The sequence below is a fragment of the Brevundimonas sp. GW821-FHT12C05 genome, assembly GCF_058807475.1.
Genome location: NZ_JBXAQS010000001.1, coordinates 209,749 through 225,554 on the forward strand (window position 1 = coordinate 209,749; position 15,806 = coordinate 225,554).

Annotated in this window: 17 protein-coding genes; 8 read left to right on the plus strand and 9 right to left on the minus strand. The window is 67.3% G+C overall.

Going from position 1 to position 15,806, the window contains the following annotated elements; genetic code table 11:
- The first annotated feature begins 156 nt into the window (after nt 1-156).
- The 5 genes from AC1RRF_RS00930 to AC1RRF_RS00950 all read left to right on the plus strand — a co-directional run bounded on the left by AC1RRF_RS00930 (nt 157) and on the right by AC1RRF_RS00950 (nt 2,081).
- Entirely contained in the window at nt 157-375 is a 219-nt protein-coding gene (locus AC1RRF_RS00930) for a hypothetical protein (protein ID WP_492831946.1), read from the plus strand.
- Nucleotides 372-752, plus strand: a complete 381-nt coding sequence (locus tag AC1RRF_RS00935) for a hypothetical protein (protein WP_492831948.1) — start codon at nt 372-374, stop codon at nt 750-752. Before AC1RRF_RS00930 ends, AC1RRF_RS00935 begins: the two co-directional genes overlap by 4 nt.
- A 136-nt stretch (nt 753-888) precedes the next feature.
- On the plus strand, nt 889-1,017 hold the full coding sequence (locus AC1RRF_RS00940) for a hypothetical protein (protein WP_291832670.1): 129 nt from the start codon (nt 889-891) through the stop codon (nt 1,015-1,017).
- On the plus strand, nt 1,014-1,400 hold the full coding sequence (locus AC1RRF_RS00945; RefSeq protein WP_492831950.1) for a hypothetical protein: 387 nt from the start codon (nt 1,014-1,016) through the stop codon (nt 1,398-1,400). The genes AC1RRF_RS00940 and AC1RRF_RS00945 overlap by 4 nt, the downstream gene beginning before the upstream one ends.
- A 66-nt stretch (nt 1,401-1,466) precedes the next feature.
- The gene (locus AC1RRF_RS00950) at nt 1,467-2,081 is read left to right on the plus strand and encodes an energy transducer TonB family protein (protein WP_492831952.1); all 615 of its coding nucleotides are present in this window, start codon (nt 1,467-1,469) and stop codon (nt 2,079-2,081) included.
- A 6-nt stretch (nt 2,082-2,087) separates the two neighbouring features.
- Here AC1RRF_RS00950 and AC1RRF_RS00955 read toward each other — a convergent pair whose 3' ends face one another.
- The 4 genes from AC1RRF_RS00955 to AC1RRF_RS00970 all read right to left on the minus strand — a co-directional run bounded on the left by AC1RRF_RS00955 (nt 2,088) and on the right by AC1RRF_RS00970 (nt 4,187).
- Entirely contained in the window at nt 2,088-2,516 is a 429-nt protein-coding gene (locus tag AC1RRF_RS00955) for an acyl-CoA thioesterase (protein ID WP_492831953.1), read from the minus strand.
- Nucleotides 2,516-2,869, minus strand: a complete 354-nt coding sequence (gene grxD, locus AC1RRF_RS00960; protein ID WP_492831955.1) for a Grx4 family monothiol glutaredoxin — start codon at nt 2,867-2,869, stop codon at nt 2,516-2,518. Before grxD ends, AC1RRF_RS00955 begins: the two co-directional genes overlap by 1 nt.
- A 150-nt stretch (nt 2,870-3,019) precedes the next feature.
- Entirely contained in the window at nt 3,020-3,943 is a 924-nt protein-coding gene (locus AC1RRF_RS00965; protein ID WP_492831957.1) for an aldo/keto reductase, read from the minus strand.
- Between the two features lie 4 nt (nt 3,944-3,947).
- On the minus strand, nt 3,948-4,187 hold the full coding sequence (locus AC1RRF_RS00970; RefSeq protein ID WP_492831959.1) for a BolA family protein: 240 nt from the start codon (nt 4,185-4,187) through the stop codon (nt 3,948-3,950).
- 245 nt (nt 4,188-4,432) lie between these two features.
- Here AC1RRF_RS00970 and AC1RRF_RS00975 point away from each other — a divergent pair, with 245 nt between their 5' ends.
- Nucleotides 4,433-5,731 (plus strand): calcium-binding protein, encoded by a 1,299-nt coding sequence (locus AC1RRF_RS00975; protein WP_492831961.1) that lies wholly within the window; start codon nt 4,433-4,435, stop codon nt 5,729-5,731.
- A gap of 10 nt (nt 5,732-5,741) precedes the next feature.
- Here the strand turns inward: AC1RRF_RS00975 and AC1RRF_RS00980 are convergent, their stop codons facing one another.
- Both AC1RRF_RS00980 and radC read right to left on the minus strand, forming a co-directional pair.
- Complete coding sequence (locus tag AC1RRF_RS00980; protein ID WP_492831963.1) at nt 5,742-6,260, minus strand: GNAT family N-acetyltransferase; 519 nt, start codon at nt 6,258-6,260, stop codon at nt 5,742-5,744.
- Nucleotides 6,261-6,288: 28 nt separating this feature from the next.
- A complete protein-coding gene (gene radC / locus AC1RRF_RS00985; RefSeq protein ID WP_492831965.1) occupies nt 6,289-7,026 on the minus strand; it encodes a RadC family protein in 738 nt (245 codons plus the stop codon).
- A 309-nt stretch (nt 7,027-7,335) separates the two neighbouring features.
- Here radC and AC1RRF_RS00990 point away from each other — a divergent pair, with 309 nt between their 5' ends.
- Nucleotides 7,336-12,246, plus strand: coding sequence for a putative Ig domain-containing protein (locus AC1RRF_RS00990; protein WP_492831967.1), 4,911 nt, complete (start codon nt 7,336-7,338; stop codon nt 12,244-12,246).
- Nucleotides 12,247-12,330: 84 nt separating this feature from the next.
- On the opposite strand, the gene map is transcribed toward AC1RRF_RS00990, so the two are convergent.
- Nucleotides 12,331-13,155, minus strand: coding sequence for a type I methionyl aminopeptidase (gene map / locus AC1RRF_RS00995; RefSeq protein WP_492831969.1), 825 nt, complete (start codon nt 13,153-13,155; stop codon nt 12,331-12,333).
- Nucleotides 13,156-13,197: 42 nt separating this feature from the next.
- On the minus strand, nt 13,198-13,920 hold the full coding sequence (sfsA, locus tag AC1RRF_RS01000; protein ID WP_492831971.1) for a DNA/RNA nuclease SfsA: 723 nt from the start codon (nt 13,918-13,920) through the stop codon (nt 13,198-13,200).
- 23 nt (nt 13,921-13,943) lie between these two features.
- Between sfsA and AC1RRF_RS01005 the strand changes: the two genes are divergently transcribed.
- Nucleotides 13,944-14,699, plus strand: coding sequence for a competence/damage-inducible protein A (locus tag AC1RRF_RS01005; protein ID WP_492831973.1), 756 nt, complete (start codon nt 13,944-13,946; stop codon nt 14,697-14,699).
- Here the strand turns inward: AC1RRF_RS01005 and AC1RRF_RS01010 are convergent.
- Entirely contained in the window at nt 14,696-15,769 is a 1,074-nt protein-coding gene (locus AC1RRF_RS01010) for an endo-1,4-beta-xylanase (protein ID WP_492831975.1), read from the minus strand. The two genes, AC1RRF_RS01005 and AC1RRF_RS01010, sit on opposite strands and share 4 nt — an antisense overlap.
- Nucleotides 15,770-15,806 lie beyond the last annotated feature (37 nt).

A 15,806-nucleotide genomic window follows, 5' to 3' on the forward strand; every position in this document is an offset into this window, starting at 1 on the left:
ACCCCGTACGCCGGTTCACTTCGCCAGAGAACACGCGCACAATCCGGGGGTTCAGGATTTCAGGCGGGAGGTTTGGATGAGGTCGAAGTTTGGCCGACGTTCGCGTCGCTGCTTATCCGTGGGTCCCTGCCTTCCGGCCGGTTCGGAGGCGCGGCGATGACCGCTGAAGTCTTTGCGGATGGGATCGGAAGTCTCCGGATCGTCGGTGACACCGCGCGGATCGATTTCGTGAGCCTGACCGGCGACGCCCGTTTCGAGCCGCGCGTGCGGGTCGTGGTTCCCGTCAGCAACCTGGGCAGCATGATCGAGATCCTGACGAAGGCGCGGCGCAGCGGGCTGACGACGGCCGATGTCGCGACGGAGATCCAGGAATGAAACGGGCCGCCGTGTTCGCCGTGCTGTCGCTGTCGCCGCTGATGTCGGCGTGCGCCCTGATGGGCAGCCTTCTGCCCGACCAGGCGGTCGGTACCGCCGAGGGTCAGATCGAGCCCATCCATGCCGCCGCTGTCGCTCGGGACCAGGCTGTCTTCTGGGTCAGTTCGAATGGCTGCACTCGCAAGAACGACCTGACCGTCGTGGTGCGGCGCTCCGGGGACGCCTCGGTCATCACCCTGCGCCGGATCAAGCAGGATCTCTGCGCCGACATCCAGCCGGAGGGCGTCGAGATGCGCTGGTCGTTCGAGGAGCTGGGGCTGAAGCCCGGTTCGCGGGTGACGGTCGAGAACCCCTATCAGCTGAGACCGACGGCCTGATCGTCCGCCGCCGTGAGGCGGATTTGGGTGAGCGGCCGCCTTGCCGATTGTTCACGTGCTATTCAGCCCGACGAACGGCACATTGTCCGCAAGCTTCATAAAGAAGCGCTCTCATCATCTGGAAGGGGATTTCCACATGCGCCGTATCGCCCTCGTTCTCGCTCTCGCCATCGCTGCTCCGGTCCTGAGCGGCTGCATCATCGTCGCCACCGACAAGCCGACCACCCGCGTGGTGCACCAGGCCCCGGCGGAAGCCGGTCAGTGATCCGAGTCCTGATCGCGGCGGCGCTTTCGGCGCCGCTGCTTTCGGGCTGCGTCATCTATGCGGATGACTCGGCCCAGAAGGACGTGATCGTCAGCTGGAGCGGCGATCAGTCCGCGCCCGCGCTGGAAGCCGTCCGCTCGGCGCGGATCGCCGATGGTCGCCTGACCGTGCGGGTGGAGTCGAACGGCTGCACCGACGCGTCTCACTTCGCGGTCGACCTGACTCCGGCCGGCGACGGCTGGACCGACATCGCGCTGCGCCGCAACGCCCAGGACCTGTGCAAAGCCCTGGTTCCGGACGGTGTGGAGGTCAGTTGGACGCTGACCGAGCTGGGTATCGAACCCGGCACCCAGGCGCGGCTGATCAATCCGACGAAGCTCTGAACCCATGAGGGTTGAAGCCCGGTCGCCGGTCGGCGATACGGGTTTCAGCTCTTGGGGGAGGCTGTCGTGATTTCCATTCTGATGCTGTTGCTGGCCGCGCAGGATCCTGCGCCCACGGCGCCGGTCGAGCCCATTGCCGTGGAAGCGGCGACGGAGACACCGGCTCCTCTGCCCATCCTGACCGTGCGGCCGGTGGAGACCAACAGCGAGGCGGGACAGGCCGCCGGCCACGCCGGCTCGGTGATCGTCGAGATCGACCTGCAGCCGGACGGGACCAAGGGCGCGGCGCGTGTCGCGGAGTCTTCGCGATCCGACATCCTCGACGCCGAAGCCCTCGCCCTGATCAACGGCGCGACCCTGCGGGCGCCGGCGACCGCGACCCGTTACCGGATTGAAGTCGAGTTCCAGCCTTACGGCTTCCTTGAGATGAAGTGCAGCAGCCTGACCCGGCAGACGCGCTGGTTCGAGGCGACGTGGCCGGAAAAGAACATCAAGGACACGATCCTCTATACGGCCTCGGTCGGGATGATCGCTCTGGTCGCCATGAACGGCGGCGCCGGCGGCGCTGACGCCGTACGCGCCGGCGGAAGGGTTGAAGCGGCCTGGCCGCGTCTCATCACCGAGTGCGAGCGCCAGCCGAACCGGCTCTATGTACAGGTGCTGGCCGGATTGTTGCGCTGAGGCGCGTCAGCGCTTCGCGAAGGCGGGCAACATGTCCGCCGGAATGCGGTGCGGGCGCATGGTCTTGGAATCCACCAGCACCCATTCCGAAACGCCCTGGGCGCACAGCCGGCCTTCGCTGTCCTCGATGCGGACATAGCGGGCGAAGCGTGGTCCTTGCGGATCACCGACCCAAGTGCGCGCCCTGACGCCGGTCGCGTCGGGCATCAGGGGGCGGAAATAGTCGATCTCATGCCGGACGCCGACCCACGACCACTTGGTGCGGGTGGCCTCGTCGAAGCTGGCGTTCCAGTGGGCCGTGCCCGCGTCCTGCAGCCAGCCGACGTAGACCACGTTGTTTACGTGGCCGTTCTCGTCGATGTGCTCGGGACGGACCTCCAGCGGAAGGACGAAGATCTCGCGGTCCTCGCGCGGCTCCAGCTGGGCGCGGGCCATCAGTCTTCCTGGCCCAGCGGTACGCCCTTCTCGGTCATCAGGGCCTGGAGCTCGCCCGCGTTGAACATCTCGCGCACGATGTCCGAGCCGCCGACGAATTCACCCTTCACATAGAGCTGCGGGATGGTCGGCCAGTCGGTGAAGGCCTTGATGCCCTCGCGCAGGTTCTCGTCCTGCAGCACATCGACGCCAACGAACGGCGCGCCGATATGGTCGAGAATCTGAACCGCCAGCGAGGAGAAGCCACAGCGCGGCGCATCCGGCGTGCCCTTCATGAACAGCACCACGTCGTGCTGTGCGAGCGTGTCGGCGATGAAGGTGTGAACGGGGTCTGCGACAGCTTGATCGGTCACTGGGTAGGCCTTTCGGTGAAGGGCGTCAGCTAGGGACCGATGAGGCAGGGGTCAAGGGCGTGCGGCGTTACGCCGGGACGGGCGCGCGGGCGCCGACGGCCCGGGAACCCGCGGTACAGGGCTCTCTTCAAGTGGAGAAGGGCGGCGTTGTCAGGCCGCCTTGGCGCCGGCGACGCGGGCCATTTCGATCTGGGCGGCGAGACCGGGGGGCAGGTCGCGGTCAGGAACGAGCGCCAGGGTGTTGAGCCGCTCGATGTCCGAGGCCTCGATCAGGATGCTGGCGACCGAGGGATCGGTCAGCGAATAGGCCAGGCAGATGGCTTCGGCGGTCCAGGCGTTGGTCTGGTGCAGGAAGGCGAAGGTGCCGGCGCCGGCCAGTGGATCGGCCTTTGGTCGGGACGACTTGCCGAAGCCGAAGAAGCCCTTCTTCTCATCCTCGTGCGCCGTGGAAGCCTTCTTGGCGGTGTCGAGGCTGTCGGGGAAGTAGCCGTAGACGAAGATGGCCATGTCGCGTTCGCGGGCGTCGCGAAGACGCGAGCGGATCTGCCAGGGCGAGTTCACGTGGAAGGGTGTGAACAGCACGTCGAAGGCGCCGGTCGAGACATAGGTGTCCATCACCTCGCTCTCGCCCGAGATGCCCAGCAGGCGGACGCGCTGCGTGGCGCGCAGGGCCTTCAGCGCGTTCAGCGAGGACTGGGGCAGTTCGTGGTCGTCCGGTTCGTCCAGCACCGCCAGGTCGAACCAGCCCAGGCCCGAGGCGTGCAGGGCGCGGTCGATGGCGCTGGTCATGCCCTCGGCGGAGAAATCGCGGTCCGAGCCGCGACGGCCGTCGCCGGCGCCGAGCATCAGCGACACCTGCACCAGCTTACGGTCGACGTGGCGCAAGGCCTCGCCCAGCACCTCGGCCAGCACGGGGTCGGCGGACTGCAGGCGATAGCTGTTGATGCCGGCTTCCAGCGCCGAATAGATCAGCTCGCGTCCAGCCTGGGGGCCATCGGCGATGTCGCGGGCGCCCAGGCTGAGGGTGACCACCGAGACGGCCTGGCCGAGGTTGCCGAAGGGACGATAGCGCATGGGGTCAGCCCTCCGTCGGGACCGAGGTTTCGAGGGCCAGGGCGTGCAGTTCGCCGCCCATCTTGCCCTTCAGGGCGGCGTAGACGAGTTGGTGCTGTTTCACGCGGGGCATGCCCGCGAAGGCCGAAGAGGCGATCCGCGCGCGATAGTGATCGCCGTCGCCCGCCAGATCGTCGATGGCGATCTCGGCGTCGGGAAAGGCTTCGGTCAGATGGCCGCGAAGATCTTCGACGGACATGGGCATGGGCGGACGCACTCCGGATTCAGCGGGGAGACTGGCGGATAAACCTTAATGTCCAGCTACAGGGCGACACATGGGCATCCTTAGGCCGACGTCCAATGCAGAAGCGACGCCGCGAACCCCGCCGGTCGCCCCAGCGCTGGGAGTCTAGCTGGGCTGCATCGTCAGGTTGCGTCAATTGGATAATCCTGAGGTTGTGTCATGGTGCGCATTGCGTGCGGTTTTCATGGCACAACCAGGAGTGACACATGCCTCTCATCATCGGTACGCCCGGCAACGACACCCTCAACGGCACTGCGACGGCCGACCAGATCCTCGGCGAAGGCGGAAACGACTACATCATGGGCAGGGAGGGCGACGACGTCCTGTGGGGCGCGGACGGCAGCGATACCCTCTACGGTCAGTCAGGCAACGACACCCTCTGGGGCGACACCATGAGCTCGTCGACGGGTGGAAACGACTTCCTTTATGGAGGGACCGGTCAGGACGAAATGCACGGTGGAGGCGGGGACGACCGTCTGTACGGTGATGAGGACCAGGACTGGCTCTACGGTGACGATGGCGCCGACCTCCTGGTGGGCGGGAGCGGCGTCGACCATCTGTACGGCGGGATAGGGAACGACCACCTGGAGGCGGGAGCCGACCACGACGACCTTTCCGGGGGCGACGGCAACGATTTCCTGATCGGGGGGTCGGGCAGCGACACGCTGAACGGCGGCGCCGGCCGGGATATCGTCGGCTTCGACGAGGGCGGCTCGGGCAGCGTCTACGTCAACCTTACGACGGGCTCGGCGACGGACGCTTACGGCTACAGCAACACCCTGAGCGGTATTGAGGACGTCATCGGCGGTCAGTCGAACGACACCATTATCGGCAGCTCGGTCAACAACGAGCTATTCGGATTTTTCGGCAATGACGTGATCAGCGGCGGCGCCGGCGACGATCTCCTCTGGGGCGACCACCTGTGGACGGGGTCGAGCTATCAGGAGCTCGGGGCGGGCGGAAACGACGTGATCAGCGGCGGCGCGGGCTACGACGTGATGGTCGGGGGCTCCGGCGTCGATACGGCGGACTACAGCACCGCGGCGGCGGGCGTCGACGTCGACCTGTCCGCAGGCTTCGCCTACGCCGACGGCGACGGGTCGCAGGACGAGCTCTACGAGTTCGAGAACCTGACGGGGTCGAGTTTCAATGACCTGTTGGTCGGCAACGCCGGCTCCAACGTCCTGCGCGGAGGCCATGGCGACGACATCTTCGTGGGCCTGGGCGGGAACGACCAGATCTTCGGCGGAAGCGGCTACGACGAGATCCGGGTCCGCGGCGCGCAAGCGGATTATACCGTCGTCGCGGAGGGGGCGGGATATCGTATCACCGACAGCGTCGCCGGTCGGGATGGCTCGACCTATATCGAGGAGATCGAGTCGATCGTCTTCCTGAACCTGGCGCCCCGCCCGCTGGATTCGCCAACGGCCCCCTCTGGTCCCTTGGAGTCCGGTCCTCTGGATGCGGGCCTGTCCTTGATCCAGCCCCACGATCCGTGGGGCTGAGCGGCGCAACTCAAGCCGAGATCCGCTCAAGCAGGATATTGAGTCCGCCCTTGTAGACGGTCTCCGCGTAGGGCGTGTAGCCGAGGCGTTTCGCCAGGGCGTGCGATGGTGCGTTGTCCTGTGAGATCAGGCAGACGGTGCGCGGGGCGTTCAGCGCGTCGTCGCACCAGGCCAGTGCGGCCGACACGGCCTCGAAAGCCAGGCCCTGGCCCTGGAAGCGCGGGGCGATGCCCCAGCCCAGCTCTGGCGCATCGATGGCGGGCGTCAGAACGCGTCGGTAGTCCAGAACACCGACACCGCCGACATACTCGCCGGTGGCGGTCTCGCGGATCGACCAGTTGCCGTAGTTCAGCACTTCCCAGTGGCCGATGTCGCGCAGCAGACGGAACCAGACCTCCTCGGAGGACAGGGCGGCGGGAAAGATGGCGGTGGCGAAGGCCGGATCGCTCCACAGCTTCACAAGGTCCGGGAAGTCGGCGGTCTGCACCGGGGACAAGGTCAGGCGGTCGGTGATCAGGGTGGTGGTCATGCGCCGAACAGGTCCCGCATTTGCCCCGTCACATCAATCCCAGCTGCTTGAAACTGGCCACGCCGTCGCGGCCGACGACGAGATGGTCGTGGACCGAGATCTCGAGCGCGCGGGCAGCGTCCACCACCTGACGCGTCATGTCGATATCGGCGCGGGACGGGGTCGGATCGCCGGAGGGATGGTTGTGCACGATGATCATCGACTTGGCCGACAGCTCCAGCGCCCGGCGCACGACCTCGCGCGGATAGACGGGCGCGTGATCGACGGTGCCGCGGTTCTGGACCTCGTCGAGGATCAGCTGGTTGCGGTTGTCCAGGTAGAGGACGCGGAACTGCTCGCGCGGCTCGTGCTGCAACGACAGCCGGACGTAGGACAGAAGCGCGGTCCATGAGGAGATGACGGTGCGCTTGCCGGCCTGTTCCTTCGCGACGCGGCGGGCGACCTCGTGCAGGGCGGCGAGGTCCAGGGCGGTCTCGGCGCCGACGCCTTTCGCACGGCCGCGGGAGTCCTCCGCCCGGACAGTCATCAGGTCCTCGATCGAGGCGGCGAGGACGGCCGCCAATGAGCCGAAGCGCGCCAGCAGGGCCTTGGCGACGGGTTTGACGTCGCCCTGCGGCTGGCTGCGGAACAGGAACAGCTCCAGCAGCTCATAGTCGGGCAGGTTGTGGACGCCCGCGCCGCGGGCGCGGTCGCGCAGCCGTTCGCGATGACCCGCGTGATGAGGCGCCGCAGACTTGGAGGACGGGGGCCGGGAAGGGTCGGGCATGGCGCATCCTGTGCGGACCAAAGGTGCACCACGATGTCGTCTTGCTCAACCTCAGGTCATGCTCAGGCGGCGGGCCGGGCCATTCTCTCCATAGTGTTAGCGATTTATGAACTTGCCGGAGAGCTTGGCAGTAGATATCGCAAAAATAGAACGGGCTTCATACGAAGCTCGTTTTCCGTGCTGCTCGCATGCGCGGTCAGTTCAAGTATCGGTGGGGGCTCCGTGTTGGTTGGTGGTGTTGTAAAGGCGTTCGCGCGCCTGTGGTCGTTTGCGGCCGTTTTCGTGGTCGTCATCGCTTCGGCGTTGTGTATGCCGGTTGAGGCCCAGGCGCAGGGCATCACGATATCGCCCCCGGGCTTGCCGTCCATTCTTAACGGCGTCCCCTATAATCAGACGATCACGGCGTCGGGGCGAACGGCGCCCTACACCTTCACCGTCTCGGCGGGTGCGCTGCCGGATGGGCTGGCGCTGAGCCCGGCCGGCGCCCTGACGGGGACCGCGACGGTGGACGGCACCTACAACTTCACAATCCGCGCGACGGACGTGAACGGTTTCACGGGCTCGAGGCCCTACCGGGTGCTGGTGCGTACGCCTACCATCACCCTGTCGCCGAACAGCCTGCCAGCCGTGAACGGCCAGCCCTATAACCAGAGCCTTTCCGCCTTCGGCGGTCGCGCGCCCTACACCTATTCCATCGTGGCCGGAGCCCTGCCGCCGGGACTGTCGCTGGCGTTCTCCAGCATTACCGGCGTTTCCAACACGCCGGGCATTCATAACTTCACCATCCGCGCCGTTGACGCGGACGGCTTTTCGACGACCCGCGCCTACAGCATCGAGGTCAACAGCCTGTTGCTCAGCGCGATGCACAACACCTCGGCCACCGCCTACGAGCCATACGGCGCCATCTACAGTGCACAGACCTCGCTTCCCTACACCGTGACCCTGGACGCGGGGACCTTGCCGCCCGGTCTGACCCTGTCGCCGTCGGGAAGCCTTTCGGGCCAGCCGACGACGCCGGGGAACTACAGCTTCACGATCCGGATCACCGACAGCAATGGTCTGACCGGCACCGGCTCGTACGCTATCTCGGTCCAGGCGCCGTTGATCCGGGTCGCGCCGAGCTACTTCACGAGCGCCGCCGTTCCGGGGGCGCCGTTCAGCGAGCAGATCACCGCCACGGGCGGCGCGGCGCCCTATACGATGTCGGTGGTCGCCGGAGCCCTGCCCAACGGCCTGACCTTGTCGCCAAGCGGGCTGCTGGCGGGAACCCCCGACACCGTGGGCCTTTCCTCCTTCACCGTCCGGGCCACGGACGCGCACGGGTTCACCGGCGAGAACGTCTACTACATCGAGGTCGAGACGCCGGTGATCACCATGACGCCGTCGCTGTCGAACGGGCGTGTCGGGAGCTGGTATCAGGAGCAGATCTACGGTTTTGGCGGTAACGGCGTTTACACCTTCGCCGTCACGTCGGGAGCCCTGCCGCCTGGCTTGACGCTGAACGCCAGCGGCGGGGTCGAAGGCACGCCGATCAGCGTCGGAACCTTCAACTTCACCGTCCAGGCGACCGATGGGCGAGGCTTCCGGGGCGACCACGCCTACACCTTCGTGGTTGACCCGGAGGTCATCACGGTTTCGCCCGCCACCCTGCCGTCCGCGATCGCGGGACAGAGCTACACACAGACGCTCGTCGCATTGGGTGGAACCGCGCCCTACACCTTCGTGGAGACTTCGGCCTTCCCGCTCGGTTTCGGCCTGAGCAGCAGCGGCGTCCTGAGCGGCACGCCGCAGGTCGAAGGTTTGAACCAGATGACCTTCCGGGTGACGGATGCGAATGGCGTGAGCGCCATCAGGATCATCCAGGTGACGGTGCTGCCGCGGGTCGTGGTGACCCTGACCCCGTCTTCCCTGCCGGCGGGCGTCGCCCACGTCGCCTATGCCCAGTCGATGTCCGCCAGCGGGGGGACCGGTCCCTATACCTACAGCGTGACGGCGGGCGCCCCGCCTGCCGGCATCGTCTTCAGCAGCGACGGCGTCTTCTCGGGAACGCCGACCGTGACCGGTAACTTCAACCTGACCATCACCGCCACGGACGCCAATGGCGTGACGGGACTCATGCCCTACTTCCTGACGGTAGGCGCGCCGATCATCCGCGTGACGCCGCCCAGCTTCCCGGCCGTCACGGTCCATGAGGCGTTCAGCCAGACGGTTTCGGCGACCGGCGGGACCGGTCCGTACACCTATTCCGTCCTCTCGGGCCCCCTGCCCGCAGGGATCACGTTCAGCGGCGCCGGACTTCTGTCCGGTACGCCGACCGCCACTGGAAACTTCAACGTCTCGATTCAGGCGACGGACGCCAACGGCTTCTCCGGCACGATGTCCTACGGCCTTTCAGTGGTTGAACCGACGATCGTCCAGGGGCCTGCGATGCTGCCGGGCGGCGAGGTCGGCACGGCCTACAGCGCCACTCTGACCGCCAGCGGCGGGACGGCCCCGCACACCTTCACGGACGCGATTTCGCTGCCGGGAGGCCTGACGCTCTCGAGCGCGGGCGTGTTGTCAGGCACGCCGACCCAGGCGGGCTCCTTCGACGTAATGGTCCGGGTGCGCGACACCAACGGCTATGGCGGGATCTTCACCTATTATGTGACCGTCGCGGCGGCTCCGATCCCGCAGTTGACTCTGACGGCCCGGGTCCTGCCGGACGGTCTGGCGGGCGAGGCCTATAGCCAGACCTTCACGGCGACTGGCGGCGTGGGCGGTTACCGCTTCGCGACCAGTGATCCCCTGCCGCGAGGCGTCACGCTCGGCGCGACCGGCGTCCTGTCGGGCGTCCCGCTTGAGGTCGGGACCTTCCCGCTGACCGTCCAGGTGACGGATACCGTGGGCGCCTCCACCTCGGCGAACTTCACCCTGCGCATCACCACGCCGCCCATGGTTCTGACGCCGACCACCTGGCCGGCCGGGAACGCAGGCGTACCCTATACGGTGCAACTGAGCGCCACGGGCGGCCTGGCGCCCTACACCTTCATTCAGCTTCCGGCGCCGAGCGATCCGGAAGGGCTGCGGATCAATGACGCCGGCGTCGTGTCCTGGGCCAATCCGACCCCGGGGGTCTACACCATCTACTTCGGTGTGATGGACAGGCTCACCCACCGGGCCGACGCCCACGCGACGCTGACGATCGCAGCGCCGACCGTCACGGTGACGACGCCCGTCACGGGCGCCCTGCCTGCGGCGATCGCCGGAACCGCCTATAGCCGGACCTTCACCGCCGCCGGCGGGACGGGTCCGCATGTCTTCACCGTCGCAAGTGGAAGCCTGCCGCCCGGTCTGACTCTGTCCGGCGCCGGGGTGTTGTCCGGCGCGCCAACCCAGGCGGGAACCTTCAACTTCGCAATCCGCGCGACCGATGCCAGCCCCGGTCCGGCCGGACCGTTCAGCAGCGCGGCGGTCAGCTACACGATCGAAGTCAGCGCGCCCGCGCTGACCCTGACTCCGACGACTGTCCCCGACGGCCGGACGGGCGAGGCCTACAGCCAGACCTTCACGACCACCGGCGGTGTCGCGCCCTATGCCTATGACATCGTGGCGGGCGCGCTGCCGGCCGGACTTGCGCTGACGGTGGAAGGCGTTCTGTCGGGCGCTCCCACCACGGCGGGCGCCTACAACGTCACGATCCGGTCGACCGATGCGAACGGCTTCATCGTTTCCGCGCCGTACGCCCTGGCCGTCCACCCGTCGGTGGTTGTCCAGCCGCCGGTGCGGGCGGAAGTCCTGGCCGGTGAACCGGTCGTGGTCGACCTGACCACCGGTGCGCAAGGCGGACCGTTCACGGGTGCGACCCTGGTCAGCCTGAGCCCGTCGAACGCAGGCTCGGCGGTCATCGGTTCGGGTGTGTCGAGCGCCGGCTCGGCGCTCATCAACAGGGCGGCGGCGGGGGTTTATACCTTGACCTTCACTTCGGCCCCCGGCTTCTCGGGAACGGCCACGGCCACCTACACGTTGACCAATGCGACTGGCGTTTCGGCGCCGGGCACGGTGACCTTCGTCGTTGAAGCCCGGCCGGATCCGACGATCGATGCCGAAGTCGCCGGCCTCATCGCGGCTCAAGGCGAAACGGCCCGTCGTTTCGCCGCCAGCCAGATCGACAACATCGGCGGTCGGATGGACGCGCTTCGCCGCGGCGGCGCCTCGGGCGGAGCCAGCCTCCAGCTCGGCTTCAGCGGCGGGAGCCGAGACTATGACTATGGTCTGGACCCGTCGGTGCGTCGCCTTGATCGCTCCGAGAACGATCTGCGCGACAGCCTAGCCGAGCAGATCGCGGCCAATGCGGCCCCGGGAAGCCTGGGGTTGTCGGGCCTGTCGCAGAGCGGGCAGGCGTCCAACGGACCGCTGGGAGTCTGGGCGGCCGGGGTGGTCGACTTCGGCCGCCATGACGAACGGTCTGGCCAGGAAGGCGCGAAGTTCACGACCAGCGGCCTGACCGCCGGGATCGACTACCGGATCAGCGAACAAAGCTGGCTCGGCCTCGGCCTCGGCTACGGCCGGGACGTGACCCGGATAGGCGAGGACGGTTCGCGCAGCGAGTCGAACGCCTTCAGCGCGGCTGTGTACGGCGGCATTCGCCCGTCGCCGACCAGCTTCCTCGACGGCATCATCGGTTATGGCGTGCTGGACTACGAAGCGACCCGCTACATCGGCGCTACCGGCGACCTCGCCGACGGCCAGCGGGACGGCGATCAGTGGTTCAGTGCGGTGACCGGGGGCTGGGATCTGGACCGCGGCGATTGGAGCGTGTCGCCATATGGCCGTGTCGCCCTGTCCCGGTCCGTGCTCGAAGCCTATGCGGAGACCACGGGCGGTCTGTACGCGCTGGCCTACGATGAGCAGGTCCTGACGACGACCACCGGCAGCTTGGGCCTGCGGGCCGAGCGGGGCTGGCAGATCCGGGACGCCGGTCTGACGTCGCGGTTCCGGCTTGAGTACAGCCACGACTTCGACAACTCAGACGAAGCGGGTCTGTCGTATGTGGACTGGGTCGGCGGCCAGACCTATCAGGTCGCGCCGCGCGCCTACGGGCAGGATCGGATCCTGCTGGGCGCTGGGCTGGAGCTGCTGAAGCGCCAGGGGCTGAAGCTGGGCCTGGACTACCAGGTCCAGGCCGGCAGCGACCTGATCCAGCATCAGGTCGGGGTCCGGCTGGAGACCCCGTTCTAGCCAAGAGAAAGGGGCCGGAAGCGATCGCTTCCGGCCCCTGTTCTTTTCAGACCTTCGCCAGATTTGGCGTCCCGCGTGACGTCGTCAGAACTTCGGGCGGAACAGACCGGTCGGGCTGGCGCTGAACAGTTCGACGCCGTCGTCGGTGACGCCGCAGGTATGTTCGCACTGGGCGGACAGGGACTTGTCGCGGGTCACGGCGGTCCAGCCGTCGGACAGGACCTTCACGTGCGGCTTGCCCAGGTTCACCATCGGCTCGACGGTGAAGAACATGCCCTTTTTCAGCGTCGCGCCCTCGCCGCGTCGGCCGTAGTGCAGGACGTTGGGGCTGTCGTGGAACAGACGGCCGATGCCGTGACCACAGAAGTCGCGAACGACGGACATGCGTTGGGCCTCGACCACCTGCTGGATAGCGTAGCCGATGTCGCCGAAGGTGGCGCCGGGCTTGATCACCGCCAGACCGGCTTCCAACGAGTCATAGGTGACGTCGATGAGCTTCTTCGCGCGGGCGTTGATGGTCCCGACCGCGAACATGCGGCTGGAATCGCCATGCCAGCCGTCGACGATGACGGTGTGGTCGATGTTGACGATGTCGCCGTCCTTCAGAACCTTGTCGCCCGGAATGCCGTGGCAGACGACGTGGTTGATCGAGGTGCAGACGGTCTTCTCGTAGCCCTTGTAGCCGAGGCAGGCGGGCAGACCGCCGTTGTCGAGGGTGAACTCGCGGATCAGGTCATCGATCTCGCCGGTGGTGACGCCCGGCACGACATGCGGGGTGATCATGTCCAGGGCGCGGGCGACCAGATTGCCGGCGGCGCGCATGCCCTCCCAGGCTTCCTCGTCCTGGTGGACGCGGATCTCGTGGGTGCGGACGAAGGTGTCGGCGTCCAGTTCGGGGGTCTCGTACATGCGTCGTCTTTCGGTGCGACCCCTGTATCCCCGACCTCTTCGTCAGGAGTTGGGCCGCCATGGCAGGGCGCGATCCAGCCGGATCGCTTCAGGCGTGAGGTGGCAACTGTAGCATAAAACCTCAACCCCGTGGGAGGCGGCCTCGCGTAATGCGGGTCCGTAGGCCTTGTCGATGTCATCGGCGGTGGTGAAGGCCGTACAGTCCATGCGCTGGACGATGAACAGCATGACCGCCCGGCCGCCCACGTCGACCACCCGCTCCAGCGCCTTCAGGTGTTTGACGGCGCGTTCGGTCTTGCAGTCGGGAAATTCGGCGAGACCGGCGGCGCGGCTGAAGTGGACGTTCTTGATCTCGACCCAGGCGGATGGGCGCTGCAGGGCGTCGGCATCGCTCTGCAACAGGATGTCGATGCGGCTGTTCTCATCGTAGCGGACCTCGCGCCGCAGGATGGGATAGCCGGCCAGTTCGGGAATCAGATCGTCGGCGATGGCCGCTTCGCCGATGCGGTTGGGGTTCATGGTGTTGACGCCGACGAGACCCGCGCCGGGCAGGTCGACCATCTCCAGCGTCAGGGCCAATTTGCGCTTCGGATCCGGCGAGCGGGACATCCACACCGGCAGACCCGGCTCGGTCAGACCCAGCATGGCGCCCGGGTTGGGGACGTGGATGGTGGTCTCCGACCCGTCGGTCAGCGCGACGTCGGCGAGGAAGCGCTTGTAGCGGCGGATCAGGGTTCCGCGTTCGAGGGGCGACTTGAAGCGCATGCGGCAACCTCTAGCTTGGAGGCATGACCGACGCATCCCCCACCGCCGCCGTTCTGATCATCGGGGACGAGGTCCTGTCCGGGCGGACGCAGGACACCAATCTGAACACCATCGCGCGGTTCCTGACAGCGCTGGGCATCGACCTGATCGAGGCGCGGACGGTCGGGGATCGGACCGAGCAGATCGTCGACAACCTGAACGCCCTGCGCGACGCCCACGACTATGTCTTCACCACCGGCGGCATCGGGCCGACGCATGACGACATCACCGCTGATGCGGTGGCGAAGGCGTTTGGGGTTGCCTTGCCGGAGCATCCGGACGCGGTGGCGATCCTGGAGAAGCGCTATGGACCGGGAGAGTTCAACGCCGCGCGGCGGCGGATGGCGCGGATCCCGGAGGGCGGGACGCTGATCGCCAATCCGGTGACGGACGCGCCGGGCTTCCAGATGGGCAATGTCTTCGTGATGGCGGGCGTGCCCAAGATCATGACCGCTATGCTGGAGGACGTGGCGCCGCGCCTGCGGACCGGGGCGGTGGTGCTGTCACGGACCGTTCGGGTCAGCGGCGTGGGTGAGGGCGCGATCGCCGACATCCTGACGGCGGCGGCGAAGGCCGAGCGCGAGGTCAGCTTCGGCAGCTATCCGTTCGGGCACGGATCGGTCGGAGAGGTCGGGACCCATCTGGTCGTGCGCGGACGTGATGAGGCCAAGGTGGCGGCGGCGGTCGCTGGACTGCTGGCGGACCTGGCGTCGGCGGGGATCAGCGCGGCGCTGATCTAGGCGCCCGCCCGTCCCGTGAAGGCGTCCACCACCGCCTGATACGCCGGGTTGCCCCGGCCCTCCGCATCCAGCAGCAGCGGGCTGTCCTTGCTGCGGCCTTCGCGGACCAGCCAGCTGTCGATGTCGCGCAGGCCCCAGGTGGTGAAGGCGTAGCGCTGGCGCTCGGGCAGGAGGGCGAAAGCTTCAGCCAGTTCGCCGACGCGGGCGGCCTGCTGGGCGCGCTTTTCGGTCATGGAGCGCAGGTCGGGCATGCGCCCGTCTCGCTGCATCGGGAAATCCAGTTCCGACACATGGATCGGCAGGCCCAGCGAGGCGGCGTCGCGCATGAAGCTGGTGATCTGTCCGGCCGGAATCTCGATATCGAGGTGCGACTGGGTCCCAATGCCGCCGATGGGGGCGCCCAGTTTCAGCAGGCGCTCGACCAGTTTGAGGAAGGTCGCGCCCTTGGTCGGGATGTTCTCGAGATTGTATTCGTTGAGGAAGAGGATCGCGTCCGGGTCGGCCGCCTTGGCCTGTTCGAAGGCGCGGACCATGTAGCCGTCCATGCCCAGCGCGCGGCTCCAGTGGCAGTCGCGCAGGCCGTTTCCGTCCTCGGCGACCGGCTCATTGACGACGTCCCAGCCGGCCATCTGACCGCGATAGCGGCCGACGAAGGTGGAGATGTAGCGGTCATACTCGGCGGCGAAGCGGGCGCGCGGAACCGCAGCGTCGTTGAAGACCTCGGCACCCTGTGAATACCAGATCACGGTATGGCCGTGGACGCGCAGGCCGTTGTCGCGGGCGAAGGCGACGACCTGGTCGGAGGCGGAGAAATCGTAGGCGAAGCCGGCGCCCAGCGTCCGCTCCATCTTCTGTTCCCACTCGGGGGTCAGTTGCGAGCAATGGCGGCGGACGGCGGCGATCCAGTCGGGCTGGTCCAACTGCCAGGTCATGCCGGTAGCGCCGAAGGGGGCGGGGACGATGCCCTTCAACGGCGCGGCGATCGGACCGGGCGCAGGCTGGGCCGAGGCCAGCCGGTCGCAGGCGACGAGGGCCAGGGGGGCGGTCAGGCATGTCCGGCGCGAGATCATGGACGCAACCTAGGGCGCCGGTCGTACCCATTTGGTG